This window comes from Streptomyces synnematoformans (assembly GCF_039531005.1).
GTDB classification, from domain to species: domain Bacteria; phylum Actinomycetota; class Actinomycetes; order Streptomycetales; family Streptomycetaceae; genus Streptomyces; species Streptomyces synnematoformans.
The window spans coordinates 1-26,124 of sequence record NZ_BAAAPF010000058.1; the positions used below are offsets into that span (position 1 = coordinate 1).

The window sequence follows — 26,124 nt, forward strand, 5'->3', positions numbered from 1 at the left end:
CCCGAGGGCCGCACCGGCACCGCCGGGGCCAAGGGCCCCGCGGCGGACCGCGCGCCGCGTGGCCGCGGCACGTCCACGCCCGCCGCCAAGCCCGCCGCCGTGCCCACGGTGCGGCAGGCCGTCGCCGCCTTCCTCGCCGACGCCTCCGGCGACGTCGACCACACCGCCCTGCTCCTGCTCGGCACCCACCTCGGCTCGTACCACCGCCTCGACGCCCTCGACGGCCCGGACGCCGCGCAGAAGCTGAGCACGTGGTTCGACAGCCGCTGGGAGGACCGCGACGGCCCCGCGGGCCGGCGGGCGATCGACACCCTCCGCCGCGCCGTCGACTTCTGGGGCGCCCGCGGCTGGCTGACCACCGACCCCGCCGCCGGCCTGCGCGAGGGCCGGTAACGGGCGCAACCACGGACCGGGCCTCCCCCGGGCCGTCGAGAGAGAGCCGCATGAGCGCACGTTTCGAAGAGATCGACCACCGGACCACGCCGATCGGCGCCCTCACCCTCCGCCGCCGCCGGGACCCCGCCGCGGAGGCCGACGTCTACGAGGTCAAGCTCGACGACGAGTTCCTGATGTCCAGCCTCTTCACCGCCGGCGAGGTCGCCCTCGCCGAACTCGGTCTTGAGCAGCTGCCCGGCGACGGGCTCGACGTGGTCGTCGGCGGGCTCGGCCTCGGGTACACCGCCCGGGCGGTGCTGCGCGACGAGCGCGTCCGCTCGCTCGTCGTCGTCGAGGCCCTCGGCGAAGTGATCGACTGGCACCGGCGGCACCTCGCGCCGCTCGGCGCGGAACTGACCGCGGACGACCGCTGCCGACTGGTCCGGGGGGACTTCTTCGCCCTGGCGGGCGACGGACCCGGATTCGACCCCGGCACGCCGGACCGCCGCTTCCACGCCGTCCTGCTGGACATCGACCACGCGCCGGACCACGTGCTGCACCCGGGCCACGCGCCGTTCTACACCCCCGCGGGGCTTCGCCGGCTCGCCCGCCGGCTCCACCCCGGCGGCGTCTTCGCGCTGTGGTCCGACGACCCGCCCAGCGCGGACTTCGCCGCCGTGCTCGCCGAGGTCTTCCCCGAATCCGCCGCCCACGTCGTCACTTTCGACAACCCGGTGCGCGGCGGCACGGCCGCCAACACCGTCTACGTGGCGCGTACCGCACCCCCGCCCCAGGAGGCCCGGGAGCCGGCGTAGCCGCGCTCCCCTGCTCGCCCGAAGACCAGGTCAGGCGTCCTCGCCGAGCTTCCGCCGCAGCGTGGCGGCGAAGTCCTCGGCCATCTCCAGCCGCGCACGCAGCGTCTCGCAGCGGGCGTCGGCGACCTTGCGGTACGAGTCGAGCCGCTCGGTGAGCCGGGCCCGCTCCTCGCTCGTCGGCGGGTCGTCGACGGCCCCGAGCCGGTCGGTGACCTGCAGCAGGTCGCGCATCTCCTCCAGGGAGAAGTCCAGCGGCTTCATCCGCCGGATCACCTTCAGCCGGTCCACGTCGGCGTCGGTGTAGAGGCGGAAGCCGCCCTTGCTGCGGGCGGACGGGACGACGAGGCCGACCTCCTCGTAATGGCGGATCGTGCGCAGCGACAGTCCCGTGCGCTCGGCCACCTCGCCGATCTGCATCCGCCCGTTGGTCATCGCCGCGTGCTCCCGTCCATGTCTGCGTGTCCGCCTTCCTTGAATTATGCGAATCTGCTCCCGGTGAGCAGGATCACAGGATCTTGCCGGGGGTTTACCTGAGATTCACAGCCTGCGGTTCGCTCTCTTCCCTCACGTCAGGGTAGAGTCCTGACGAGGAAGTCACCGTAACGCCGCCGACCCCGCAACGGGGGTGCCGAGCGCAGCGTCCGCAGACTTCCGGGCAATGATGCCCGACCGGCAGCGGGGCTGATGAGAAACGGTTGCTTGACGCCTCCCCGAGCTGAAGCAGGGGATCCCTAGCTCACGTCGCCTGGCTCCCCGGCGGGGGTGCAGGTCTTACACGATCTGCACTAGCCGGGTTGCAGTCCAGCCCGGACGAGCATCACGCGGGCGGAGTTCTTGTCCCGGGACGAGACAGTTCCGCATGCGGTGCACGTGTACGTTCTCTCGGAGAGAGGCAGACGATGCTTGGCTCTCGCATCGCAGTGCGCGCAGTCCATGGTGGTGTGCGCGGGGTGGACAAGGTGCACGGCACGGCCATGCTTACGGGCCATCTCGACCAGCGCGGCCTTGGTCGCGCCGATCGCGGCGTCGGCGGCCTTCCGGGCCATGGTGGTCCTCGCCAGGAACTTCGGCTTGAAGTCCTCGACCGCCACAGCGTCGTGGTCGCGGACCACGCGCTTTGCCCACTTGCGGGCAGCGTCCCGGCGTTGCCGGGCCACCTTCTTGTGCAGCTTCGCGGCCTGCCTCTGTGCCTTGCGGTAGCCGTTCGACTGCGGCTTCCCCTTCGGGGCGCGACGTCGGGCCATCATCCGCTGATAGTGCGCGAGGCGCTGCGCAGTCTTCTTCCCGTGCTCAGCGTGGGGAAGGTCATGGTCGTCGCTGGTGGTGGTCGCGGTCTCCTTGACACCCCAGTCGATACCGAGCACGCGGCCGGTGGCCGGCAGAGCCTCGGCGCTGGCGGCCACGACGAAGCTGCCATACCAGTGTCCGAGGCTGTCTTGGTACACGCGCACCGAGGACGGCGGTTTGGGCAGCTCACGCGAGCACACCACCGTCACCACGATGCCGCCCGCGAGGTGCAGGCGGCCGTCTTTCAGGCGGAAACCCCGCTTGGTGTATTCGAGGGTCGGCAGTGCTTCGCGCTTCTTCTTCCACCGGGGCATCCCGGCCCGCTGCCGCATCGGCAGCCCGGCCTTGATGTCCTTGAGCGCCTTGGCGCGGGACTTACCGAAGCCGCGGATCAACTGCTGCTGAGGAACGCATGCGCCCTCGCGAAGCCACGGGGTGCGGGCGCGGGCCCCGGTGAGCATCGCCGCGAGCTGCACCGGGCCACACGTCTGCTTCTCGCCAGTCACCCGATTGGACAGGTGGACGGCCCTGGACTTGGCAACACACTCATTCCACACCCAGCGGCATCGGTCCCACTCGGCTTCGAGCGCGGCCCGTGCAGCAGACGACAGACGCAGCCGGTAGGTGACGCGGACGTGCCCGTCACCTGCCCTCTGCGCCGCGGTCGTCATACACGCCAACCTATCCGGGATGACTGACAGCTGAGAAAAACTGATCTTGGCGGGCGTGCTCACCACCCCGCGGATGTGATCCGCCCTGGCAGCGAATCCCAGCCTGTTGCCCTGCTTCGCAGGAGCTTCGTTCTCCTCACCCGGCTGAAGCCGGGCGTATCCACGAAGGAAGCCTGATGATGACTTCACTGCTGCCCGCGGCTGTCCGGCCGCGTCTGTCCCGCCCCGACTTCCTTGCCTCGCCGAAGGTCTTCCGCACCGAGGTGCTCGCCGGTCTCGTCGTCGCCCTGGCGCTGATACCCGAGGCGATCTCGTTCTCGATCATCGCCGGGGTCGACCCCAGCGTCGGGCTGTTCGCCTCGTTCACGATGGCCGTGGTGATCTCCGTCGTCGGCGGCCGGAAGGCGATGATCTCCGCCGCCACCGGTGCGATGGCGCTGGTGATCGCCCCGCTGAACCATGAGCACGGCCTCGGCTACCTCATCGCCGCCGTCATCCTCGGCGGCCTGATGCAGATCGCGCTGGGCGCGCTGGGCGTGGCCCGGCTGATGCGCTTCGTGCCGCGCAGCGTGATGGTCGGCTTCGTCAACGCGCTGGCCATCCTGATCTTCCTGGCCCAGGTGCCCGAGCTGCGCGACGTGCCGTGGCCGGTCTACCCGCTCGTCGTCGCCGGCCTGGCGCTGCTGGTGCTGTTCCCGAAGGTGACGAAGGCGGTGCCGGCGCCGCTGGTGTCGATCGTCGTCCTCACCGTCCTCACGGTCGCCGCCGGCATCGCCGTGCCGACCGTCGGCGACAAGGGCGAGCTGCCGTCCGCGCTGCCCGTGCCCGGGGTCCCGGACGTGCCGTTCACGTTCGGGACGCTGACCACCATCGCCCCGTACGCCTTCGCCTTCGCGCTGGTCGGGCTGATGGAGTCGCTGATGACCGCCAAGCTCGTCGACGACATCACCGACACCCACTCGGGCAAGACCCGCGAGTCCGTCGGCCAGGGCGTCGCCAACGTCGTCACCGGGTTCTTCGGCGGCATGGGCGGCTGCGCCATGATCGGCCAGACGATGATCAACGTGAAGACCTCCGGCGCCCGCACCCGGGCCTCGACCTTTCTCGCCGGGGTCTTCCTCATGGTGATGTGCATCGTCTTCGGCCCGGTCGTCTCCGACATCCCGATGGCCGCCCTGGTCGCGGTGATGATCCTGGTCTCCGTCGCCACCTTCGACTGGCACTCCATCCAGCCGAAAACCCTGAAGCGGATGCCGCTGGGCGAGACGCTGGTCATGGCCGTCACCGTGGTGTGCGTGGTAGCCACCCACAACCTGGCCGTCGGCGTGGTGGCCGGCTCGCTGGCCGCCATGGTGGTCTTCGCCCGCCGCGTCGCCCACCTTGTCAACGTCTCCGGCGTCGTCGACCCCGACGGCGGGCACGTCGTCTACGCGGTCACCGGCGAGCTGTTCTTCGCCTCCTCCAACGATCTGGTGTACCAGTTCGACTACGCCGGCGACCCCGACGACGTCGTCATCGACCTCACCGACGCGCACATCTGGGACGCCTCCTCCGTCGCCGCCCTCGACGCGGTGGAGACCAAGTACGCCCAGCGCGGCAAGACCGTCACCATCGTCGGCCTCAACAAGCCCAGCGCCGACATCCACGGCCGCCTCGCCGGCGAACTCACCAGCCACTGAGGAGACCGGAGGCCGTCTTCAACGCGAGGGCGGTACGGGTGACCATGAAAGGCCCGCCCGCACCGCCCCCACCGACCGCGACCGCAGGGAGCACGCCCTGAAACCGCCCGCCGACGCCACGCGCTCCGTACGCTCCCTCCGGCACCCCCTGCGGAAGGGGCAGCCGCCGCCCGGCGGGCGCGGCTTCTACGGCTGGCGCATCGTCGGCTTCAGCGCGCTGGCGATGGCGCTCAGCGCGCCGGGCCAGACCCACGGCGTCTCGCTGTTCATCGACCCGCTCATCGCCGACCTGGGCGTCAGCCGGACGACGATCTCCACCGCGTACCTGACCGGCACCCTCGTCGGCGCCTGCGCCATGCCCGCCGTCGGCAAGGCCGTCGACCGCTACGGGCCCCGGTGGGTGATGGCCGCGGTCGGCGCCGTGTTCGGCGCCATCCTGATCGCGCTGTCCTTCGTCACCGGCGTCGTCGGGCTGACCGCCGGCTTCGTCGGCATCCGGATGGCCGGGCAGGGGGCGCTCACCCTGGTCGCGACCACCACCGTCGCGTACTGGTTCGACCGCCGCCGCGGCCTGGCCCTCGGCATCACCAGCGCGGTGGGCACCGCCGGCATCTCCCTGGCCCCGCTGTTCGTCGAGCGGCTCATCGCCGGCGTCGGCTGGCGCCAGGCGTGGGCGATCGAAGGGCTCGTCGTCTGGGCGCTGGTCATCCCGATCGCCGTGCTCGGCATGCGCAACCGGCCGGCCGACGTCGGCCAGCACGTCGACGGCGACGTCCCCGAGGACGGCGCCCCGGCCGACGCCCCGCTGACCGGCTGGCCGCTGAAGAAGGCCCTGCGCACCGGGATGTTCTGGGCGGTCGCCGCCTGCCTGGCCACCTCCAGCATGATCACCACCGGGCTGAACTTCCACCAGGTCGCCCTCCTCGGCGACCGCGGCCTGACCGCCACCGAGGCCGCCGCGAACTTCGTACCCCAGACCGCCGCCGCGCTCATCGCCACCCTCGCCACCGGCGCCGTCATCGACCGCATGTCCCCGAAGGCCGTCCTCGTCGCCTCCATGGCCGTGCTGGCCGCCGCCACCGTGACCGCCCGCCTCGTCGCGCCCGGCTGGAGCGCGCTGGGGTACGGGGCCCTGCTCGGCGCCGCCAACGGCCTGCTCCGCGCGGTCGAGGCCGCCACCTACCCCCGCTACTTCGGCACCGCCCACCTCGGCGCCATCCGCGGCAGCGCGCACACCATCACCGTCGGCGCCAGCGCCTTCGGCCCTGTCGCCGTCTCCCTCGGCCACGACCTCACCGGCAGCTACCCCGTCACGCTGCTCACCCTCGCCGCGATCCCCCTCGCGGCGGTGCTCGCCGTCGCCGTGGCCCGCACGCCGGACCGCACGGCGGCGGGGGAGCCGGAGGGCTCCGGGCCCTGATCCCGGGCCCGGTCCCCGGACCGGGCCGCCGGACCCGGCGGTGCCGTCGGCGGCGTAGACTCGACGTCCGATATCGGCTTCGTAACCCCGTGGGCGGGCGGAGGTGGCGGGATGCGGGAGTTCCAGCGGGGGGCGGTGCGGCTGCACATCCTCCACCACGCGGCCGAGGAGGAGATCCACGGCGCGTGGATGACCCAGGAGCTGGCCTCCCACGGCTACCGGATCAGCCCCGGCACCCTCTACCCGACACTCCACCGCCTGGAGGCGGACGGGCTGCTGGTCTCCGAGCAGCGGGTGGTCGACGGCCGCGCCCGGCGGGTGTACCGGGCCACGGAGGCGGGCCGGCAGGCGCTGGCCGAGGACCGCCGGGCGCTTGCGGAGCTGGCCCGCGAGGTCCTCGGCGGCGACGACCCCGGCGACGGCACCGCCTGAACGGGCGGCCGGTCCCCGCACCCCGGGCCGCGCCGGCCCGGCCTCACCCCCGGCCCGGCCCCACCCCCGGGCCGGCCTCACCCCCGGGCCGACGCCCGGCGCCGGACCGCGTACAGAGCGGCACCGGCGGCCAGCACCGCCGCCCCGGAGACCACCGAGGCGACCGGCAGGGCGAACGCCAGGGCCAGGCAGCCGGCCAGGCCGACGACCGGGACCGGCCGTGCGGGCCGGCCCTCGGCCGCCGTCAGCGACCAGGCCGAGGCGTTCGCGACGGCGTAGTAGACCAGCACGCCGAAGGACGAGAAGCCGATCGCCCCGCGTACGTCCAGGGTCGCCGCGAGCACCGCCACCACCGCGCCCACCGCCAGCTCGGCCCGGTGCGGCACCCGGAAGCGGGGGTGGACGGCGGCCAGCGCGGGCGGCAGGTGCCGGTCGCGGGCCATGGCCAGCGTCGTACGGGAGACGCCGAGGATCAACGCCAGCAGCGAGCCGAGCGCGGCCACCGCGGCGCCGGTCCGCACCACCGGCGACAGCCGGTCGGCGCCGGCGGCCCGTACCGCGTCCGACAGCGGCGCCGAGGCGTCGCCGAGCCGCTGCGGGCCCAGCACGGCCAGGACGGCGACGGCCACCGCGGCGTAGACGACGAGGGTGATGCCGAGCGCGGTCGGGATCGCCCGCGGAATCGTACGGGCCGGGTCGCGCACCTCCTCGCCCAGCGTGGCGATGCGCGCGTACCCGGCGAAGGCGAAGAACAGCAGCCCCGCCGCCTGCAGCACGCCGCCGAAGGACGCGTCGGCGCCGACGTCCAGCCGGGCTGTGTCCGCGTCCGACGAGGTCAGGAGGGTCACCGCCGCAGCGGCGAGCACGGCCAGCACCACCGCCACGATCGCGCGCGTCAGCCACGCGGACTTCTGCACGCCCGCGTAGTTGACCGCGGTCAGCGCGACGACGGCGGCCACCGCCACGGCGTGCTGGTGCTCCGGCCAGGCGTACGCGCCGACCGTGAGCGCCATGGCCGCGCAGGAGGCGGTCTTGCCGACCACGAAGGCCCACCCCGCGAGATAGCCCCAGAACTCGCCCAGCCGCTCGCGGCCGTAGACGTAGGTGCCGCCCGACGCGGGATAGCGGGCGGCCAGCCGGGCCGAGGATGTGGCGTTGCAGTACGCGACGACCGCCGCCGCGGCGAGCCCGAGCAGCAGCCCGGAACCCGCCGCGTGCGCGGCGGGGGCGAGCGAGGCGAAGATGCCCGCGCCGACCATCGCCCCCAGGCCGATCACCACGGAGTCGAAGACGCCCAGGCGGCGCCGCAGCTCGTCGGGGACCGCGGCGGGGGTCGGGGTCCTGCTCATCGGCCCTCCCTCGACAGCGCGGGGGCCTTCCCCACGCCGTCCGATATCGGGTCACGATATCAGGCGGCAATCGAACGCCCGGGTTAAGGTGCGCGAGGACGGGATCCCGCGGCGGTGTTCCCAGCGTGGAGAGGAGCGAGAGGGTGGCGGGGAGGTGCTGAGGCGCCTGGGCCTGTTCGGGCGTACGGTGCTGACCGCGCACCCGGCCCGGCTGGTCGCGGTGGCGTTCGGGTCCGTGATCCTGCTCGGCGCGCTGCTGCTCTCGCTGCCCGGGGCGGCCGCGGACCGTACCGGCAGCGGCCTGCTCACGTCGCTGTTCACCGCCACCTCCGCGGTGTGTGTCACGGGCCTGGTGGTCGTGGACACCGGCACGCACTGGAGCGCCTTCGGCGAGGGCGTGGTCCTGGCGCTGATCCAGGTCGGCGGCTTCGGGATCATGACGCTGGCCTCGTTGCTGGCGTTGCTGGTCTCCGGGCGGCTGCGGCTGCGGATGCAGCTCACCGCGCAGGCGGAGACGAAGTCGCTGGGCATGGGGGACGTACGCCGGGTGCTGCTCGGCGTCGCCGGCACCACGCTCGCCGTGGAGCTGTCCGTCGCCACGGTGCTGGCCCTGCGGCTGCGCTTCGGCTACGACCGCGGCATAGGCGAGTCCGTCTACTCGGGCGTCTTCCACGCGGTCTCCGCCTTCAACAACGCCGGCTTCGCGCTGCACACCGACAGCCTCAGCGGCTACGCCGACGACCCCTTCATCCTCCTGCCCGTCGCCACCGCCGTGATCCTCGGCGGCCTGGGCTTCCCGGTGCTGCTGGAGCTGCTGCGCCACCGCGAGCGCCGGCGCCGCACCGGGCGGCGCAACTGGTCGCTGCACACGAAACTCACCCTGCTCACCTCGGCGGCGCTCCTGACCGCCGGCACCGTGCTGACGTTTGCACTCGAATGGTCGCACCGGGGCACCCTCGGCCCGTACGGCGCCGGGGAAAAGCTCCTGCAGGGCTTCTTCCACTCCGCCATGTCGCGCACCGCCGGCTTCAACGCCATCGACACCGGCGCGCTGCAGTCCTCCACCCTGCTGGTGACGTGCGTGCTGATGTTCATCGGCGGCGGCAGCGCGGGCACCGCCGGCGGCATCAAGGTGACCACCTTCGCCGTGCTCGGCGTCGCCATCCTCGCCGAGGTGCGCGGCGAGCCGGCCGCGGAGGCGATGGGCCGCCGGATAGCGCCCAGCGTGCTGCGGCAGGCGCTGACGGTGGCGCTGCTGGGCATCGGCCTGGTGATAACGGCGACCATCACGCTGCTGACGATGATGGACGCCACGTTCGAACGGGTGCTGTTCGAGGTGGTCTCGGCCTTCGGCACCGTCGGACTGTCCACCGGGATCACCGCGGACGTGCCCGGGGCCGGGCAGGTGGTCCTCATCCTGCTCATGTTCATCGGCCGGATCGGGCCGATCACCCTCGTCTCGGCGCTGGCCCTGCGCGAGCGCACCCGCCGCTACCAACTGCCCGAAGAACGCCCCATCATCGGATGACGGACTGCCATGAGCACCTACCTGCACAACCTGCGCCGCCGCCGCGGCAAGCGCCTCGCCGCCCAGTACGCCCTGCCCTCCGACGACCGCATCGCGGTGATCGGCCTGGGCCGCTTCGGCGGCTCCCTGGCCAACGAGCTGATGCGCCGCGGCTGGGACGTCCTGGGCGTCGACACCGACCCGCGGCGCATCCAGCACTTCAGCGACCAGCTCACCCACGCGGTGGTGGCCGACTGCACCGACCCGCAGCCCGCGCGGCAGCTCGGCATCCACGAGTTCACGCACGTGGTCGTCGGCATCGGCACCGGGATCGAGGCGTCCATCCTGGTCACCTCCAACCTCCTGGAGTTCCAGGTGCCCAACATCTGGGCCAAGGCCATCAGCCGGCAGCACGCGCAGATCCTCGAACGCATCGGCGCCCACCACGTGGTGCTGCCGGAGCACGAGATGGGCGAGCGCGTCGCCCACCTGGTGACCGGGCGCCTGCTGGACTTCATCCAGTTCGACGACGACTACGCGCTGGCCAAGACGGTGACCCCGCAGGCGGCCACCGGAGTCCCGCTGGGCGAGAGCCGGGTGCGCAGCGCGTACGGCGTCACGGTCGTCGGCATCAAGCGGCCGGGGCAGGACTTCACGTACGCCACCGCCGAGACGGTGGTGGAGAGGGGCGATGTCATCATCATCACCGGACGCACGCAGAACGTGGAGAGGTTCGCCGCGATGAGCTGACCCGCCCGAGACCGGCACCGGTCCGCGAGCCCGGCGAGGTCAGCGCCCCCACGCACTGTTCGCCGCGCGGTGGCTGGAGCACGCGCTGCCCGGCCAGTTGCTCGATGTCCAGCCGAACAACCACTCCGCCCGGCTGCACGAGCGGAGCGCCCCGATGCCACCGCTCCACCGGCACGCCGCGGTGGTGCTAGAAAGTTCCGGGCGCCGCGGGGGCGCCGCGGGGGCGCCGCGGGGGTGCCCGGGAGGGAACCGCTGATGTCACACACGCCTGCCCCGCCGCAGGAGCCGCCGCCGTCCGGATCGTCCCCATCCGGACAGCGCCGAAGACGTACGGTCGTCGGCAGCCTGGCCGGGGCCGTTGTCCTCGCCGGCGGCGCCGTAGGGCTGACGCTGTACCTCGACGGAGACGAGGGGAAACCCGCCGCCGGGTTACGGAACCCGCCATCCGCCGCGGAAACGGAGCCCTCGTCCGTCCCCGAACCGCCGCCGTCCGCATCGGCACCCAGCGTCGAGGGCGCGCCGGGCGTCTGGCGCGGCCGGTCGGATCCGGGGGACAAGCTGATCCTCGCGGAGCCCGACGGCGAGGAATCCGGTACCTACTACGCCGAACTGTACGTCGACGGCGACAGATGCCGGGGTGAGTGGGGCGTACGGGAAGGCGAATCCATCATCCGGCTGGGCTTCCTGTGCGGGGGCGATCCGCCGGGCCGCTCCGGGTCCTTCGAGTACAGCGACGACACCTTGACGATCGATTGGATCGGAGGTCCCGTCGAGACCTCCGTCTTCACTCGCGCCCAGGGCGCGGTGTAGACGTGGAGGCCGCGGGACCCGGCCCGGGCCAGACCGCGCCGACAACGCAGGTATCGGCGCCCTGCGACGGCCGCCGCCGGTTCTCCGTGTGTCGGCGGCCCTCAGCTGTTATCCTTTACTTTGTGGCAGGGAAAGTAAGGAAGACGCGGCGCTGCACCGCCAAGGTGTCCAGCAAGAACCAGATCACGCTCCCCGTCGCCGCACTCCGGGCCGCCCACATCCACCCCGGCGACATACTGCGCGTCGAGGTCGATGACCGGGGCAGGCTGACCTTGGTGCCGGAGAACGACCCCCTGGACGCCGTCGCGGTATTCCCCGGGCTCTCCGACAGTGCCGACCTGGAGGCTGAGCGCGACGCATGGGACGCGTGATCCTCGACTCCAGCGTCCTGCTCGGGCTACTCGACCCCGGCGACGCACTTCACACGTCCGCCCGCCGGGCCGTGGTTTCCAAGCAGCAGGACGGACACCAACTTGCCGTTCCCGCATCGGTGCTGAGCGAGTGTCTGGTACGTGCCCACAGGCACGGAGGCAGCAGCACGGCGGCCGAGGTGGAGAAGGCCGTCGACCACATCGCGGCCGACGTGGTCCCGCTCGACCGGCGTATTGCCCGCGTGGCGGCGGCACTCAGGGCACAGCAGAAGGCACTCCGGCTGCCGGACGCGCTGGTGATCGCCACGGCCACGGCGACGGGCGCGTTCGCGGTGCTGACCGGGGACAAGCGCTGGCACGGCGTCGACCCGCTCGTGGAGATCGTCACCCCGGGCGAGCACTGACCTGGGCGCGGCCGGCTGGACTCGCTCCCCGCCCGGCCTGACCGTCTTCCGTGTCCGCCAGGGGCAGTGCGCCCTGGATGCTCTCCAAGCCCTGGACGATCCCCGCGCCCGGGCGTCGCACGCGACCTGATCACCCGAACGGTCACCGCCGGGGACGGAATACGCCGCACGCGACCTCCTCCGGCACGACGACGGTGCCGGACGGCGCGCGCCGTGGCGCGCCCGCGCCGTGGTACGCGCCGTCCGGCCGCTGCGGGGGCGTCGGCTACGCCCGCCCGTGGTGCGGGGTCAGCAGCAGGAGACGCCGGCGGCGGTCGCGTCGTCCGCGGTCCGCTCCGCGGGGCCGCAGGGGAACGGGCCGTGGTGCACCGACCTGTCGCCCGTGATCTCGAAGTGGGGGGCGTACCGCGTCCGGCCGAGCATCTCCGCGGTGTTCCCGCACACCGGGGCCGGCTTCGCGGTGGGGAAGCGGTGGTGGTCGTCCAGGTTGAAGCCGTGCGGCAGGCCGGGCACCGTGCCCAGGTAGACGGCGATCTGACCGTAGTCCTCGCACCGGTCCTCCAGCGGCAGCTTGAAGGCCCGTACCGTCAGCGAGGTGAAGCTCGCGAAGCCGATCTTCCGCTCGATCTCCGGATCGCCGAGCGCCACCGTCGACCGGGCGGTGACGCGGGTGTCCGCGCAGCCCGCGCGGGCCATGATGCGGCGGAAATCCTCGATGTAGAGCGCGCCGCTGAGGCATTCCCCGACCAGGACGGGGTCTTCGCGCAGCCGGTCGGGGATCCGGCGGTCGGCGAAAACGTCCGAGAAGTACAGTTCGCCCCCGGGTGCGAGCACCCGTAATATCTCGGAGAACACCCGCGGCTTGTCCGGTGAGAGGTTCAGCACGCAGTTCGACACCACGAGGTCCACGGAGTCGTCCGCGATCCCCGCCGCCGCCAGATCCTCGATATAGCCCTGGCGGAACTCCACGTTGGCGTAGCCGAACCGGTCGGCGTGGAAGTCCAGGTGGCGGCGCGCCACCGCCAGCTGCTCGTCGGTCATGTCCACCCCGATGACGCGGCCCTGCGGCCCCACGAGCTGGGAGAGGACGTAACAGTCGCGCCCGCTGCCGCACCCCAGGTCCAGCACCGTGGCCCCGGCCAGCGACGAGGGGAGCGGCGAACCGCATCCGTAGAAGCGGTCCTTGACTTCTTCGTGGACTTTTCCGAGCGCGTCCGCGATGTGACGTGGCGGCGCCTGCGCCGTACAGCACGCGGAGGTCTGAAGGTCGGCCGATGACTGGAGTAACTTGCCGTAGTAGTCCTTCACGGACTCTTCGATGCTGGTCGGCATGATTCTCCTCGGAGTGCCGGGAGCGCGGATAACGGTGTGGTCAGCCGGTCTTCGCCGGGGCGATGTCGGCGATGAGGTCTTCGATGCGGGTGCGGATCTCGTCGCGGATGGGGCGTACGGCGGCGACGCCCTGTCCGGCGGGGTCGTCGAGCTTCCAGTCGAGGTAGGTCTTGCCCGGGAAGACCGGGCAGGCGTCGCCGCAGCCCATGGTGATGACGACGTCGGACGCCTGCACGGCGTCGACGGTGAGGACCTTGGGCTCCTCGCGGGCGATGTCGATGCCGACCTCGCGCATCGCTTCCACGACGGCGGGGTTGACGGTGTCGGCGGGGGCGGAGCCCGCGGAGCGGACCTCGACGCGGTCGCCGGCGAGGTGGGTGAGCCAGGCGGCGGCCATCTGGGAGCGGCCGGCGTTGTGGACGCAGACGAACAGGACGGAGGGCTTGTCGGGCATTGCGGTCTCGTCTCTCTTGTCTCGCGAGGGCGGCCGGGGGTGGCATCAGTTCCGCCTGATGTGACAATATCAGCCCATGCTGACGTCAGTCGATACTGAAGTGTTGCGCGCGCTGGCGGATCCCCTCCGGCTGCGGATCGTCGAACTGCTGGCCGCGGAGACGCTGTGCACCACGCACCTGGTGGCGGAGACGGGCGCCCGGCAGACGAACCTGTCCAACCACCTGCGGGTGCTGCGCGAGGCGGGGGTGGTGGAGACCGAGCCGTGCGGCCGCTTCACGTACTACCGGCTGCGGCCGGCGGCCATCGAGGGCCTGGCCGGCGCGTTCACCCGGCTCGCCGACACCGCGCGCACCACCGCTGACGCCGACCGGAAGAGGGCCTGCCCGTGACCACCGCCCGAGCCGCCGACCCCGCCGGCGCCCCCGACCCCGCCGGTGCCCCCGACCCCGCGGGGGCTCCCGGCCCCGCCGGCGCCGCGTCGTCCCGGGACGACGGCGCGGGCGTCGTGGCCCGGCTGTCCACCCTCGACCGCTTCCTGGCCGTGTGGATCCTGCTGGCCATGGCCGCCGGACTCGGCCTGGGCCGGGCGGTCCCCGGGCTGGACGACGTGCTGGCGAAGGTCGAGACCGGCGGCATCTCGCTGCCCATCGCGCTCGGTCTGCTGATCATGATGTACCCGGTGCTGGCCAAGGTCCGCTACGACCGCCTCGACGCCGTCACCGGCGACCGGCGGCTCATGGCCTCGTCCCTCGTGGTCAACTGGGTCGCCGGCCCGGCGGTGATGTTCGCCCTCGCCTGGATCTTCCTGCCCGACCTGCCCGAGTACCGCACCGGCCTGATCGTCGTCGGGCTCGCCCGCTGCATCGCCATGGTCATCATCTGGAACGACCTGGCCTGCGGCGACCGCGAGGCCGCCGCCGTCCTGGTCGCGCTCAACTCCGTCTTCCAGGTGCTGGCCTTCGGCCTCCTCGGCTGGTTCTACCTCGACCTCCTGCCCGGCTGGCTGGGTCTCGGCGACGGCGAGAACCTCGACATCTCGATGGGGAAGATCGCGCTCAACGTCGTCATCTTCCTCGGCGTCCCCCTGCTCGCCGGCTTCCTCACCCGCCGCGTCGGCGAACGCCGGCTCGGCCGGGCGGCGTACGAGGAGCGCTTCCTGCCCCGTATCGGCCCGTGGGCGCTCTACGGGCTGCTGTTCACGATCGTGCTCCTCTTCGCCCTCCAGGGCGAGACCATCACCTCGCAGCCGCTGGACGTCGCCCGTATCGCGCTGCCGCTGCTGGTGTACTTCGCGCTGATGTGGTTCGGCACCTTCGCCCTCGGCAAGGCGATCGGCCTGGCGTACGACCGCACCGCCACCCTCGCGTTCACCGCCGCCGGCAACAACTTCGAACTCGCCATCGCGGTCGCCATCGCCACCTTCGGCGTCACCTCCGGCCAGGCCCTCGCCGGCGTCGTCGGCCCCCTCATCGAGGTCCCGGTGCTCGTCGCGCTGGTCTACGTCTCGCTGGCCTGGCGCCGGAAGTTCACCCCCGCGGAGCCTGCGGCGGCGGCCGCACCGCGCAACCCGGCCCCGTGACCGGCGACCGCTGACCCCTCCCGCCCCGGCGCCTTGCTCTACCCCGTGTAGAGCAAGGCGCCGGCGTGCTGCTACGGTGCCGCGCAGCGCTGTTCTACGTGACGTAGAGCAACGCGATCTCCCCTGCCCCGCAACGCCGTTGCCGCCCCCGGAAGGCCCGTACACCATGCTCGTCCGCATCGCCCGCGCCTGTCATCGCCGGCGCTGGACCACCGTCATCGGCTGGCTGCTGGCCGCGCTGACCCTCGCGTCGGTCGGCGGCATGGCCGGGACGGACTTCGACTCCGAGTACGACCTGCCCGACACCGACTCCCAGCGCGCGTACGAGGTGCTGGAGCGGCACTTCCCCGCACAGGCCGCGGGCACCGGCGACATCGTGCTGCACGCCGACGCCGGCCTCGACGCGCCGGAGGTACGGCAGCGGGCCCGGCGGGTGCTCGCCGCGGCGCGCGCCGCCGATCCGGTGGTGGCCGACGTCGTCGCCCACACCGACACCGCCCGCGGCGGGCTGGTCAGCGCCGACGGCACCGTCGCGACCGCGCGCATCGTCTTCACCGTCGGCCGCACGGAGGTCCCCGACGAGGCGGCCGAGAAGATCAGGGAGCGGCTGACCGGCATGTCCGGCGACGGTCTTGCCGTGGAGGTGTCCGGCACCATGTTCGCGCCGAAGCCGAGCACCGGGCTGAGCGAGAGCGTCGGGCTGGCCGCCGCGCTGGTCGTCCTGCTCGCCGCCTTCGGCTCGCTGGCGATGGCGGGCCTGCCCGTACTGGCCGCCCTGGTCGGCCTGCTGACCGCGATGGGGCTGGTCATGCTGCTGAGCAAGGCCATGAACGTGCCGGACTTCAGCATGTCGGTGGCCGTGATGATCGTCCTCGGCGTCGCCGTGGACTACGCGCTGTTCGTCGCCACCCGCTACCGCCGGGCCCGCCGCGACGGCCACGACCCGGACCACGCCGTCGCGCTGGCCGCCGGCACGTCGGGCGCGGCCGTACTCTTCGCCGGCACCACCGTGATCGTCTCGCTGGGCGGGATGTTCTTCATGGGCGTGCCCTTCGTCCGCGGCCTCGCGGTGTCGTGCATACTCGGGGTCGCCGCGACGCTCGGCCTCGCGCTGACCCTGGTGCCGGCCCTGCTGGGCATCGCCGACCGGTGGCTGACGCCGCGCGGGCGCCTGGAGCGCCGTCGCGCCGGGACCGACGGCCGCGCAGGCGGGACGTACGGACGGTACGAGACGGCCGTACGCCGCCGCCCCCTCGCCGTGGTCGTCGGCGCCACCGCGCTGCTGCTCGCCCTCTGCGCCCCGCTCGCGGCCATGCGGCTGGGCTCCGCCGACGCCGGCAACGCCCCCGCCGCCGACACCACGCGCCGCGCGCACGACCTCAAGCAGGAGGCGTTCGGCCCCGGTTCCACCGCACCGCTGACGGTGGTCGCCGACCTGCGCGGCGCGCCCCCGGAGACGACCGCCGGCCTGGCCGGGCGGCTGCGCCGCACCCCCGGGGTCGCCCACGTCAGCCCGCCGGTCACCAGCCCCGACGGCCGGGCCCAGGTCCTCACCGTCGTCCCGCGCACCGACGCGCAGGACGAGGCCACGCCCCGGCTCGTACGCGACCTGCGCGAGACCGTGCTGCCCGAGGCGACCGCGGGCACCGAGGCGCGCGTGCACATCGGCGGGGTGACCGCCACCTTCCAGGACCTCACCGACCGGATGGCCGGCCGGCTGGCCGTCTTCGTCGTGGCCGTCGTCGCCCTCTCCGCCCTGGTGCTCGCCGTGATGTTCCGCTCGCCGCTCGTCTCGGCGCAGGCGGTGCTGCTGACGCTGCTGTCGCTGGGGGCGTCGTACGGGCTGCTGGTCGCCGTCTTCCAGTGGGGCTGGGCGGCGGGCCCGCTGGGCACCGGCGCCACCGGGCCGCTGGAGAGCTACCTGCCGATGACGCTGATGGCGCTGCTCTTCGGGCTCGGCATGGACTACCAGGTCTTCGTCCTCGCCCGCATCCGCGAGGCACGCCTGCACGGCGCCGCCGCGGCCGACGCGGTCGGCGAGGGGCTGCGCGCCTCGCGCCGGGTGGTGCTGGCCGCCGCGCTGATCATGGCCGCGGTCTTCGCCAGCTTCGCGCTCTCGCCCGACCGCATCATGAAGCAGTTCGGACTGGGCCTCGCCGCCGGCGTCCTGGTCGCGGCGGCCGCCGTGCTCGTCGTCACCCCCGCCCTGCTGACCCTGCTCGGTGACCGCGCCTGGCCCCGCCGGGGCGCCGTCCGCCCCGAAGGCGCCCCGGACGCCGGCCCCCGGCCGGCGCCCGCTGCCCGGACGGACGAGCCGACCAGGGCCTGAGCGGAGCACCCGGGGGGATCACAGCGGCAGGGCGAACAGACTCACCGGAGTCGACAGCGCCACCGCGGCGACGGCGAGTACCGCCGTACGGGTCGGCGCCGCGGTCCCCTTCGGCGGCGCCAGCAGCCGGGCGGTGCGGGCGGCGACGGACGTGTCGGCCGCGGCGAAGACGCCGGCGGGGGGCGGGGCGGTGCCGCCGGCGGAGGTGAACCGGGCGAGGGCGTCGGTCAGGTCGCGGCGCGGTAGGCGGCGGCAGCAGGCGTCGTCCGCGCACATCTCCAGCAGCAGCCGGACCGCCGCCACGGCCTCGCGTAGCAGCGCGCTGTGCGGCAGCAGCCGCCGCCAGCCCAGCAGCGGAAGGAGCACCAGGTCGTGGCGCTGGCGCAGGTGGGCGCGTTCGTGCGCGACGACCGCGGCACGCTGCTCCGGGGCGAGGAGGCGCAGGGCGCCGCTGCTGAGCACGACCCGGCCGCCCCTGCCGGGCAGGCAGTACGCGGCCGGCAGGGGGTGGTCCAGCACCGCGACGCCGGGCAGTGTCTCCTCCGCGCGGGCCACGAGCCCGAGGAGGCGGCGGTGCCGGCGCCGGTGCCGGGCGAGGTCCCGGCAGACGAGCCCCAGCGCGCCGGCCCGGGCGGCCAGGTAGGCGGCGCCGAGCGCCAGGGCGGTCGGGGCGAGCGGGCCGGTGGCGACGCCGCCGCCGGCGAGGTTGAGCAGGCCGGGGACGAGGCCCCGGTTGGCGGGCGCGAACACGGCGGCGAGCACCAGCCCGAGCAGCGACAGTTCCACGGTCAGGCCGAGCGCCTGCCAGGTGAGGAGGGCCGTGCGCGGCATCCGCGCCACCCAGCCGGCCCGGGCCAGCGGCCGGACGGCCGCGAGGCAGGCGGCCAGCACGACCGCGAAGTGCAGCAGGTGGCTCATCGGGGAGGCCGACCCCCGGCGTCGGCATCGGCGTCGGCATCGGCGTCGGCACCGGTGTCGGCGTCGGGGTCGGCGTCGGCGTCGGTATCCGCGTCGGCGGCTGCGGTCCCGGTGCCGTCCTCGCCCTCCTGCGCGGCGGGGCGGTCGAGGGCTTCGCGCAGGACGTCGGCTTCCGGCTCCGACACGGACCGGGCGAAGTGCGTCAGGACCGCGTCGCGGTCCCCGGCCTGGGCGAGGATGTCCATCATGAGGCTGCTGACGTAGGACTCGCGCGTAGCCGCGGGGGTGTAGCGCCAGGAGCGGCCGATGCGTTCGCGGTGGGCGGTGCCCTTGCGCGCCAGCCGCTCCAGGACCGTGATCACGGTGGTGTAGGCCAGCCCGCGGTCGGGCAGCGCGTCCAGCACCTCCTTGGCGGTACAGGGGCGGCCGGCGTCCCACAGCACGTCCATCACCGCGCGTCCCAACTCCCCTGAGCGCCGCACGTGCCTGCTCCCTCCGCCGTCGTCCGGCCGCGACACCGCCGGACTCTACCCCACGTAGAGCAGCGCCCGGCCGGTCCGGTCGACCGCCGGTGCCGGGCGCGGCACGCCGAAGAGCCGGGCCGCACCCCCGCCTCGGCCCGGCTCCCCGTGTCGCCCGGTTACGACCTGTGGCAGCCGTTCCGCTTGCCGGACGCCCAGAAGTTCGGGAACTTCAGGTTCTTGAAGGTCTGCTCGCCGTACACGCCGTCCGGGGAGATGCCCTCACGGTACTGGGCCCACACGAGCGCGTTGTGGGTCTTGAGGCCGAAGATGCCGTCGACCTCGATGGCACGTCCGTAGCAGGACTTGAGGGCTCGCTGCAGCACCCTGACGCCGGGCCCGGTGCTGCCCCGGTCCATCCAGCAGCGGATGTTCTTGCCGCCCTTGTACCAGACCGCCGGCGTCTTGACGTACTGCGTGCCCGTGCTGGAAAGCTTCACGGTGGTCTTGCACTCACCGGCATAGCCCCAGGCGCCCGCCGAGGGAGCGGCGGCGACCGCGCCGCCGAGGAGACCGGCCGTGAGGGCGCCTGCCGTCAGAACCGACCTCAGCGGACCGACCGGCCGGCGCTTCTTCCCCGCGCGTTCCATCCCCGTGGACATGCATTCTCCTGACTCTCGGTGTTCCTTGCGTGACGAGCGTGCCGGTCCTTCACGAAGCGTGGCTATAGTGGGCGCGCAAGTGACCGCAACTCGGTACGTCCCGCCCGCTGACGTGCAGAGACGTGCCCCGGAGTGGCGCAGCGGCGGGACGCGTACACGGAGTCTGGCCTGCGTTCGGGGGAGAAATGGCGCGCTGGAGAGAGCTGCCCGCAGAACTGCATCCGCACGTTCACGAATTGATTGTCCGGCTGCGGGGACTGAAGGACCGCGGCGAACTCAGCACGCGCCAACTGGCCGCGAAAACGGGCCACAGTACGAGGTCGTGGCAGCGATATCTCAACGGAATGGCGTTTCCGCCCCGGGAGGCCGTGGCGGCGGCGGCCCGTGTCGGCGGCGAGGACCCGACCCGGCTGCTCGTCCTGTACGAGATCGCCGCCGAACGCTGGGAGCAGCGCGGCGAGGTGGTCGTCACCGGCGTGCCCCGGGACCCGCCGGAGGCGGCCGCGCACCCGCCCGCCGAGCGGCAGCCGTACGGCCGCGGGATGCGAGCCGTCGTCGTCGCGGGAGCGGGGGTCCTGGTGCTCTCCGTCTCCGCGGTGCTGGTGCTGGCCGTGCAACTCGCCGAAACCCGCGCCGCGCTCGCCCGGGAGCGCGCCGACTCCGCCGCGGCGGGCGGCCCGGCCAGGGTGTCGGAGTCCCTGGTGCCCGTCGTCTACTCCTGCCGCCTCAAGCAGCGGGACGGCCGCTGGTACGCGGGCCTGAGCCGGACCACGGACACCCTCCTGGCGTACACCCACACCGGGCCCGAAGTGGCCGAAGCGCAGTGCCTGCTGCGCCGCGCGGGCAGCCGGCCGGGGGCCGTCGACGGCGTCTTCGGCCCGAGGACGCAGCGCGCCGTCCAGCGGGTCCAGACACGCCACGGCCTTGTCGTGGACGGGGTGATAGGCCCGCACACCTGGAAGGCCCTGCGGGAGGTGGCGCCCGAGTGACGGCGGAACACTCCCCGCTGGTCTCGGCGCTGCGGGAGCTGCGGGCTCGTACGGGGCTGAGCCTGGCCGCGCTGGCGGCGCGCACAACGTACAGCAAGTCCTCGTGGGAGCGTTACCTCAGCGGCAAGAGCCTGCCCTCCCGGCAGGCCGTGCGGGAGATGTGCCGGGTCGCGGACGAGCCGGACGGGCGGCTGCTGGCCCTGTGGGAGATCGCCGAGTCGGAGCGGAGCGGGCGCGCGGCGGTGTCCGCCCCGGCCGCGGCGGAACCGCCACCCGAGGTACGCGCCCGCCGGAGCCGCATGCTTCGGTCCGTGGTGGTCCTGGCGTCGGTGTACACCGTGCTCGCCGGCGGCGCGGCCGCGGCGCTCTACGTGCTGTCGGCGCGGGACGCCCCGGACGGCGAACCGCTGGCCGCCGCCGCCCCGTACTCCGTCTCCCCGCGGTGCCTGGGCGCCACCTGCGAAGGCCGGGATCCGATGCGCCTGATCTGCGGCGTCGGCCCGGAGACCCTCACCGCGCACCGCACTGCCACCGGCGCCCGCATCGAACTGCGGCACAGCGCCACCTGCGGTGCGAGCTGGGCCCGGACCTGGGGGACGCGGATCGGCGACCGGCTGGAGGTCACGGCGGGCGGCCCGGCCCACGACGTGCGCGTCAGGAACCGGGACGACACGGAGACGTACGTCTACACGGCCATGACCGAGACCCCGCGGGGCAGCTCGGTCCGCGCCTGCTTCCACCCCGCGAACCCCGCGGCCCCCCGCGAGTGCGTCGAGGCCCGCGTGCCCTGAACCGCGTGCGCACCCGCCCCTGCCCGCCGGCCGCGGTGCGCCGGTCGTATGCCGCGGTGCCCGGCCTCCCTCTTGCGGAGGAGCGCCGGGCGGCACCGCGGTACCACCCGTCACCGCCCTGTTCACCACCGTGGACCCAAAGGGCCGTCGTGCGGCGTGCCTAGCGTGGGGTGCGGGTCGGATCGCGGCCCGAGTCCCGTCTTCTGCGCGCCTTCCGGGGGTTCTCCGTGGCCACGTTCCTCTACCGGCTCGGCCGGTTCTCGTTCCGGCGGCGGAGGCTCGTCCTCATGCTGTGGACAGCCGTGCTGGCCGTCGTCGGCATCGCCGCCGCGGGGGTGACGAGCAAGACGACGGACACCTTCAGCATCCCCGGCACCCAGTCGCAGAAGGCTCTCGACCTTCTGTCGGAGGAGTTTCCGCAGGCGGCGGCCGACGGGGCCACGGCCCGGGTGGTCTTCGAGGCGCCGGACGGGCAGCGGCTGACGTCGGGTGCGCAGAAGGCCGACGTCGAGGCGCTGGTCGCCGACCTCGGGCGGGCGCACCAGGTGAAGACGGTGACCGGCCCGTACGCCGGCGGCACCGTCAGCGAGGACGGCACGATCGGCTACGCGCAGGTGACGTACGAGGTCGCGGACGCCGACGTCAGCGACCGGGCCCGCGCGGACCTGGAGGACGTCGCCGCCCAGGGCGAGCGGACCGGCCTGCACGTCAGCATGGGCGGCACGGCCGTGGCCGCGGAAGCCCACCAGAGCACCACCGAGCTGATCGGCATCCTGATCGCCGCCGTCGTCCTGGTCATCACCTTCGGCTCGCTGGTCGCGGCCGGGCTGCCGCTGCTGACCGCGCTCTTCGGGGTCGGCCTGGCGATCCTCTCGATCACCCTCGCCGGCTCTTTCATCGACCTCAGCTCGAACACGAGCACCCTCGCCCTGATGCTGGGCCTGGCGGTGGCCATCGACTACGCCCTGTTCATCGTCTCCCGCTACCGGGAGGAGCTGAAGGGCGGGCACCCGCCTGAGGAGGCCGTGGGGCGGGCGGTCGGCACGGCCGGCTCCGCGGTGGTGTTCGCCGGGCTGACCGTGGTCATCGCGCTGGCCGGGCTCAGCGTCATCGGCATCAGGGTGCTCACCGACATCGGGCTCGGCGCCGCGTTCGCGGTGGTCGTCGCCGTGGTGATCGCGCTGACGCTGCTGCCCGCGATGCTCGGCTTCGCCGGCGGACGGATCGCTACCGGGAGGCTGAGGACGCGCCGGATGCGTGCCGTCGAGCGCGGCGGGCGCGAGCCCGCGGGCGTGCGCTGGTCGACGTTCGTGCTGCGCCACCCGGTTCGGGTCCTCGTCGCGTCGGTCGCCGGTCTGCTGCTGCTCGCCACCCCCGCCCTGTCGCTGGAGCTGGGCATGCCGAGCGACGAGTCGGCCGCCCCCGGCAGCACCGAGCGCATCGCGTACGACACCATCACCGACGGCTTCGGCCCCGGCTACAACGGTCCGCTGTCGGTCGTGGTCGACGCCCGCGGCAGCGACGACCCCCGGGCCGCCGCCGACGAGGCGCGCGCCCTGCTCGCCGCGCTGCCCGACGTCGCCTCGGTGGGCCCCGCGACCTTCAACCAGGGCGGTGACGTGGCCCTGATCAGCGCCGTCCCGGGCTCCTCGCCCAGCAGCGGGGAGACGGTCGACCTCGTCTCCGACATCCGCGACCGGAGCGCGGACCTGCGGGACGGCACCGGCGCCGAGGTGATGGTCACCGGGACCACCGCCCTCGACATCGACATCTCCGGCAAGCTGACCGACGCCCTGGTCCCGTACCTGTGCGTGGTCGTCGGCCTGGCGCTGATCCTGCTGATGCTGGTGTTCCGCTCGATCCTGGTCCCGCTCAAGGCCGCCGGCGGCTTCCTGCTGAGCGTGCTGGCGACCCTCGGCGTCGTCGTCGCCGTCTTCCAGTGGGGCTGGCTCGCGGACGTCTTCGGCGTCGACAGGACCGGCCCGGTGGTGAGCATCCTGCCGATCTTCATGATCGGTGTGGTGTTCGGACTCGCCATGGACTACCAGGTCTTCCTGGTGACCCGCATGCGGGAGGAGTACGTGCACGGGGCCGAGCCGGCGGCGGCGGTCGTCGCGGGGTTCCGGCACGGTGCCCGGGTGGTCACGGCCGCGGCGGTCATCATGATCGCGGTGTTCTCCGGGTTCGTCTTCAGCGACGAGTCGATCATCAAGTCGATGGGCCTCGGCCTGGCCGCCGCCGTCTTCTTCGACGCCTTCGTGGTGCGGATGACCGTCGTTCCCGCGATCATGGCGCTGCTCGGCCGGCGCGCCTGGTCGCTGCCCCGCCGGCTGGACCGGCTGCTGCCGAACGTCGACGTGGAGGGTGAGCAACTGCGGCTGCGGCTGGGGGAGGCCGCCGACAGCGCGCCGCAGCCGGAGAGCGCGCCGGAGGCCGACGGCGCGCCGGGGCCCGGGCGTGCGCCGGAGCCCGAGCGCGTGCCCAAGCGCGTGCCCACCGGAAAGGGCTGAGCATCCGGACGTACGATCCGGGGCAGGGGGTACGGTCGGCCCGCCCGCGGCCGGCGACCGCCACGACGACCGCCCCGCCGGCCGGCCCCGCTCCCCCCGGGGGACGGGCGGGCGGTCCCCGCACCGAGAGGGCAGACGACGTGACCACACCGCCCGCGGCCGCGCAGCCCGGTTCCCCGGTCGAGCCCGAGGTGCTGCTGGGCGAGGCTGAGCGGCCCTCGGACGCGCTGGTCATGCGCCAGCTCCGCCGGATCATCGAGGCGGACCAGGGCCACCCGTGGGTCAGGCGCTGGGGAGTGCCGCTGCTCTGCACGCTGTTCGGCATCCCGGCGCTGCAGAACGCGGACAGCGACCCCGGTCCCGGGGTGCCCGTGCTGCTGGCCCTGATGGCCGCCTTCTGCGTCCCGCTGCTGTGGCGGCAGCAGCGGCCCATCCTCATCTTCACCGTCACCTCGGCGGTGGCCGCCGGGGCGCTCGCCTGGGACGCCGAGACGGGGTCCGAGACCGCGCGGGTGGTGGCGCTGCTCAACGTGGGCCGCGCCGTGCGGCCCGTGTCGCTCGCGGTCTGCGTGGCGATCGCCGCCGCGCAGACGGCTCTGGCCACCGCCGTCCGCGGCGACGGGCAGGAGGTCGGCCTGCAGACCTGGGTGGTCGCGCTCATCCAGGCGGCCCTCGTGGTGGCCGTCGCCGCGGCGGGGCTGGTGGCCCGGGTCGTGAACGCCTACATCAGGACCCTGCAGGAGCGCGCCGTCCGGCTGGAGGTCGAGCGCGACCAGCGGGCCCGGCTCGCCGCCGCCGCGGAACGCGCGCGCGTCGCCCGGGAGATGCACGACATCCTCGGCCACACCCTCGCCGTCATCGTCGGCCTCGCGAACGGCGCCGCCGGACTCACCGAGGCGAAGCCGAAACGCGGCGCCGAGACCCTGCGCATCATCTCCGACAGCGGGCGCGACGCCCTGGCCGAACTGCGCCGCCTGCTCGCCGTCATCGGCGACGACGACCGGACCGCCGGCGAGGGCACCCCGCTCGCCCCCCAGCCGGGCTTCGGCGATCTGGAGCCGCTGCTGGCGCGGGTACGCGCCGCGGGTCCCGCCGTCGCCCTGCACACCGAGGGCACCCGTTCCGACCTGCCGCCCGGCCTCCAACTCGCCGTCTACCGCGTCGTCCAGGAGGCCCTGACCAACACGCTCAAGCACGCGGCTGCCGACACGGCCGTGCAGGTGACGATCACCGCCGACGACACCGCCGTACACGTCACGGTCGAGGACACCGGGCCGGCGCGCGCCCCGCGGTCCAACGACGACGCCCGCGGCCTGGTCGGCATGCGCGAGCGGGCCGCCCTCTACGGCGGGAGCGCGACCGCGGGGCCCAACGACCGCGGGGGCTGGACCGTCCGGGCCCGCTTCGAGATCGCGACCACCTCGGCACCAAGGGAGCAGCGTCCCGTATGACCACCGTCCTCATCGTCGACGACCAGACCCTGCAGCGGCTCGGCTTCAGCATGCTGATGGAGCAGCACCCCGACCTGACGGTGGTCGGCGAGGCGACGCACGGCGCCGAAGCGGTGCGCAAGGCCGCCGAACTCCGCCCGGACGTCGTCCTGATGGACGTCCGCATGCCCGGTATGGACGGCATCGAGGCCACCCGCCGCATCGTGCAGTCCGGCGGCCGCTCCCGGGTCCTCGTCCTGACCACCTTCGACCTCGACGAGTACGCGTACGCGGCGCTGCGCGCCGGTGCCAGCGGCTTCCTCCTGAAGGACGCCCTGCCGGACGAGTTCATCGCCGGCGTACGGGCGGTGGCCGCCGGGGACGCCGTCATCGCCCCCGGGCTGACCCGGAGGCTCCTCGACGCCTTCGCCGACCGCATGCCGGGCCCGGCCGGCCCGACGACCGCGGAACAGGAGCGCCTGCTCGCCGCCCTGACCGACCGCGAACGCGAGGTCCTCACCGCGATGGCCACCGGCTGGAGCAACGCCGAGATCGCCGAGCGGCTCTCGCTCGCCGAGTCGACGGTCAAGTCGCACGTGAGCCGGGTGCTGGCGAAGATCGGGGCCCGGGACCGGGTGCACGCGGTGATCTTCGCCTTCGACACCGGGCTGGTGCGACCCGCGTAACGCCTCGCGCGGCGGAGCGGTGCTCAGAAGCCATCCGCAAACCCCCGCCTGCGCCGTGGGGGTACCGCCCACGCGCGCGCAGGGGGTACCGCCCACGCGCGCTTGCGCGCT

24 protein-coding genes and 2 pseudogenes are annotated in these 26,124 nt (G+C 73.6%); 18 read left to right on the forward strand and 8 right to left on the reverse strand.

What is annotated here, in order from left to right; genetic code table 11:
* Positions 1 to 393, forward strand: a pseudogene (locus tag ABD317_RS12320) (hypothetical protein); the annotation flags it as partial.
* 50 nt (positions 394 to 443) lie between these two features.
* Positions 444 to 1,190 carry a spermidine synthase gene (locus ABD317_RS12325; protein WP_344289811.1) on the forward strand — a complete coding sequence of 249 codons (747 nt, stop codon included), beginning with the start codon at positions 444 to 446 and terminating at the stop codon, positions 1,188 to 1,190.
* 30 nt (positions 1,191 to 1,220) lie between these two features.
* On the opposite strand, the gene ABD317_RS12330 is transcribed toward ABD317_RS12325, so the two are convergent.
* Both ABD317_RS12330 and ABD317_RS12335 read right to left on the reverse strand, forming a co-directional pair.
* Entirely contained in the window at positions 1,221 to 1,622 is a 402-nt protein-coding gene (locus tag ABD317_RS12330) for a MerR family transcriptional regulator (RefSeq protein ID WP_027752724.1), read from the reverse strand.
* A gap of 304 nt (positions 1,623 to 1,926) precedes the next feature.
* Positions 1,927 to 3,148, reverse strand: a pseudogene (locus tag ABD317_RS12335) (RNA-guided endonuclease InsQ/TnpB family protein).
* A 179-nt stretch (positions 3,149 to 3,327) separates the two neighbouring features.
* Between ABD317_RS12335 and ABD317_RS12340 the strand changes: the two are divergent.
* From ABD317_RS12340 to ABD317_RS12350, 3 genes are all read left to right on the forward strand, one after another.
* Positions 3,328 to 4,827: a SulP family inorganic anion transporter gene (locus ABD317_RS12340; RefSeq protein WP_344289848.1), complete on the forward strand. Its 1,500-nt coding sequence runs from the start codon at positions 3,328 to 3,330 to the stop codon at positions 4,825 to 4,827.
* 223 nt (positions 4,828 to 5,050) lie between these two features.
* A complete protein-coding gene (locus ABD317_RS12345; RefSeq protein WP_344289813.1) occupies positions 5,051 to 6,247 on the forward strand; it encodes an MFS transporter in 1,197 nt (398 codons plus the stop codon).
* A gap of 111 nt (positions 6,248 to 6,358) precedes the next feature.
* Positions 6,359 to 6,679 (forward strand): Rv3488 family transcriptional regulator, encoded by a 321-nt coding sequence (locus ABD317_RS12350; protein ID WP_344289815.1) that lies wholly within the window; start codon positions 6,359 to 6,361, stop codon positions 6,677 to 6,679.
* Between the two features lie 77 nt (positions 6,680 to 6,756).
* Here ABD317_RS12350 and ABD317_RS12355 read toward each other — a convergent pair whose 3' ends face one another.
* Entirely contained in the window at positions 6,757 to 8,028 is a 1,272-nt protein-coding gene (locus tag ABD317_RS12355; RefSeq protein WP_344289816.1) for an APC family permease, read from the reverse strand.
* A 154-nt stretch (positions 8,029 to 8,182) separates the two neighbouring features.
* Between ABD317_RS12355 and ABD317_RS12360 the strand changes: the two genes are divergently transcribed.
* The 5 genes from ABD317_RS12360 (at position 8,183) to ABD317_RS12380 (ending at position 11,870) form a co-directional block, all read left to right on the forward strand.
* Positions 8,183 to 9,556 carry a TrkH family potassium uptake protein gene (locus tag ABD317_RS12360; protein ID WP_344289818.1) on the forward strand — a complete coding sequence of 458 codons (1,374 nt, stop codon included), beginning with the start codon at positions 8,183 to 8,185 and terminating at the stop codon, positions 9,554 to 9,556.
* 9 nt (positions 9,557 to 9,565) lie between these two features.
* Positions 9,566 to 10,285: a potassium channel family protein gene (locus tag ABD317_RS12365; protein WP_344289820.1), complete on the forward strand. Its 720-nt coding sequence runs from the start codon at positions 9,566 to 9,568 to the stop codon at positions 10,283 to 10,285.
* A gap of 255 nt (positions 10,286 to 10,540) precedes the next feature.
* Positions 10,541 to 11,095 (forward strand): hypothetical protein, encoded by a 555-nt coding sequence (locus ABD317_RS12370; protein ID WP_344289822.1) that lies wholly within the window; start codon positions 10,541 to 10,543, stop codon positions 11,093 to 11,095.
* 122 nt (positions 11,096 to 11,217) lie between these two features.
* The gene (locus ABD317_RS12375; RefSeq protein ID WP_344289824.1) at positions 11,218 to 11,466 is read left to right on the forward strand and encodes an AbrB/MazE/SpoVT family DNA-binding domain-containing protein; all 249 of its coding nucleotides are present in this window, start codon (positions 11,218 to 11,220) and stop codon (positions 11,464 to 11,466) included.
* The gene (locus ABD317_RS12380; RefSeq protein ID WP_344289825.1) at positions 11,454 to 11,870 is read left to right on the forward strand and encodes a type II toxin-antitoxin system VapC family toxin; all 417 of its coding nucleotides are present in this window, start codon (positions 11,454 to 11,456) and stop codon (positions 11,868 to 11,870) included. Before ABD317_RS12375 ends, ABD317_RS12380 begins: the two co-directional genes overlap by 13 nt.
* 288 nt (positions 11,871 to 12,158) lie before the next feature.
* Here the strand turns inward: ABD317_RS12380 and ABD317_RS12385 are convergent, their stop codons facing one another.
* Positions 12,159 to 13,202, reverse strand: coding sequence for a methyltransferase domain-containing protein (locus ABD317_RS12385; RefSeq protein WP_344289827.1), 1,044 nt, complete (start codon positions 13,200 to 13,202; stop codon positions 12,159 to 12,161).
* 40 nt (positions 13,203 to 13,242) lie between these two features.
* Positions 13,243 to 13,656: an arsenate reductase ArsC gene (locus ABD317_RS12390; protein WP_344289829.1), complete on the reverse strand. Its 414-nt coding sequence runs from the start codon at positions 13,654 to 13,656 to the stop codon at positions 13,243 to 13,245.
* A 76-nt stretch (positions 13,657 to 13,732) separates the two neighbouring features.
* On the opposite strand from ABD317_RS12390, the gene ABD317_RS12395 reads away from it, so the two are divergent.
* The 3 genes from ABD317_RS12395 to ABD317_RS12405 all read left to right on the forward strand — a co-directional run bounded on the left by ABD317_RS12395 (position 13,733) and on the right by ABD317_RS12405 (position 17,566).
* Complete coding sequence (locus ABD317_RS12395; RefSeq protein WP_027752715.1) at positions 13,733 to 14,047, forward strand: metalloregulator ArsR/SmtB family transcription factor; 315 nt, start codon at positions 13,733 to 13,735, stop codon at positions 14,045 to 14,047.
* A 116-nt stretch (positions 14,048 to 14,163) separates the two neighbouring features.
* On the forward strand, positions 14,164 to 15,237 hold the full coding sequence (gene arsB / locus ABD317_RS12400) for an ACR3 family arsenite efflux transporter (RefSeq protein ID WP_344289850.1): 1,074 nt from the start codon (positions 14,164 to 14,166) through the stop codon (positions 15,235 to 15,237).
* 166 nt (positions 15,238 to 15,403) lie between these two features.
* Positions 15,404 to 17,566, forward strand: coding sequence for an MMPL family transporter (locus ABD317_RS12405; RefSeq protein ID WP_344289831.1), 2,163 nt, complete (start codon positions 15,404 to 15,406; stop codon positions 17,564 to 17,566).
* Between the two features lie 18 nt (positions 17,567 to 17,584).
* Here ABD317_RS12405 and ABD317_RS12410 read toward each other — a convergent pair whose 3' ends face one another.
* From ABD317_RS12410 to ABD317_RS12420, 3 genes are all read right to left on the reverse strand, one after another.
* Complete coding sequence (locus ABD317_RS12410) at positions 17,585 to 18,484, reverse strand: M56 family metallopeptidase (protein ID WP_344289833.1); 900 nt, start codon at positions 18,482 to 18,484, stop codon at positions 17,585 to 17,587.
* A complete protein-coding gene (locus tag ABD317_RS12415) occupies positions 18,481 to 18,966 on the reverse strand; it encodes a BlaI/MecI/CopY family transcriptional regulator (protein WP_344289835.1) in 486 nt (161 codons plus the stop codon). Before ABD317_RS12415 ends, ABD317_RS12410 begins: the two co-directional genes overlap by 4 nt.
* 158 nt (positions 18,967 to 19,124) lie before the next feature.
* Positions 19,125 to 19,607, reverse strand: coding sequence for a peptidoglycan-binding domain-containing protein (locus tag ABD317_RS12420; protein WP_344289837.1), 483 nt, complete (start codon positions 19,605 to 19,607; stop codon positions 19,125 to 19,127).
* A 185-nt stretch (positions 19,608 to 19,792) separates the two neighbouring features.
* On the opposite strand from ABD317_RS12420, the gene ABD317_RS12425 reads away from it, so the two are divergent.
* The 5 genes from ABD317_RS12425 (at position 19,793) to ABD317_RS12445 (ending at position 26,013) form a co-directional block, all read left to right on the forward strand.
* Complete coding sequence (locus ABD317_RS12425) at positions 19,793 to 20,596, forward strand: peptidoglycan-binding domain-containing protein (protein WP_344289838.1); 804 nt, start codon at positions 19,793 to 19,795, stop codon at positions 20,594 to 20,596.
* Complete coding sequence (locus ABD317_RS12430) at positions 20,593 to 21,387, forward strand: helix-turn-helix domain-containing protein (protein ID WP_344289840.1); 795 nt, start codon at positions 20,593 to 20,595, stop codon at positions 21,385 to 21,387. The genes ABD317_RS12425 and ABD317_RS12430 overlap by 4 nt, the downstream gene beginning before the upstream one ends.
* A gap of 227 nt (positions 21,388 to 21,614) precedes the next feature.
* Positions 21,615 to 23,897 carry an MMPL family transporter gene (locus ABD317_RS12435; RefSeq protein WP_344289842.1) on the forward strand — a complete coding sequence of 761 codons (2,283 nt, stop codon included), beginning with the start codon at positions 21,615 to 21,617 and terminating at the stop codon, positions 23,895 to 23,897.
* A 140-nt stretch (positions 23,898 to 24,037) separates the two neighbouring features.
* Entirely contained in the window at positions 24,038 to 25,348 is a 1,311-nt protein-coding gene (locus ABD317_RS12440) for a sensor histidine kinase (protein WP_344289844.1), read from the forward strand.
* Positions 25,345 to 26,013: a response regulator gene (locus ABD317_RS12445; RefSeq protein ID WP_344289846.1), complete on the forward strand. Its 669-nt coding sequence runs from the start codon at positions 25,345 to 25,347 to the stop codon at positions 26,011 to 26,013. Before ABD317_RS12440 ends, ABD317_RS12445 begins: the two co-directional genes overlap by 4 nt.
* Positions 26,014 to 26,124: the final 111 nt, after the last annotated feature.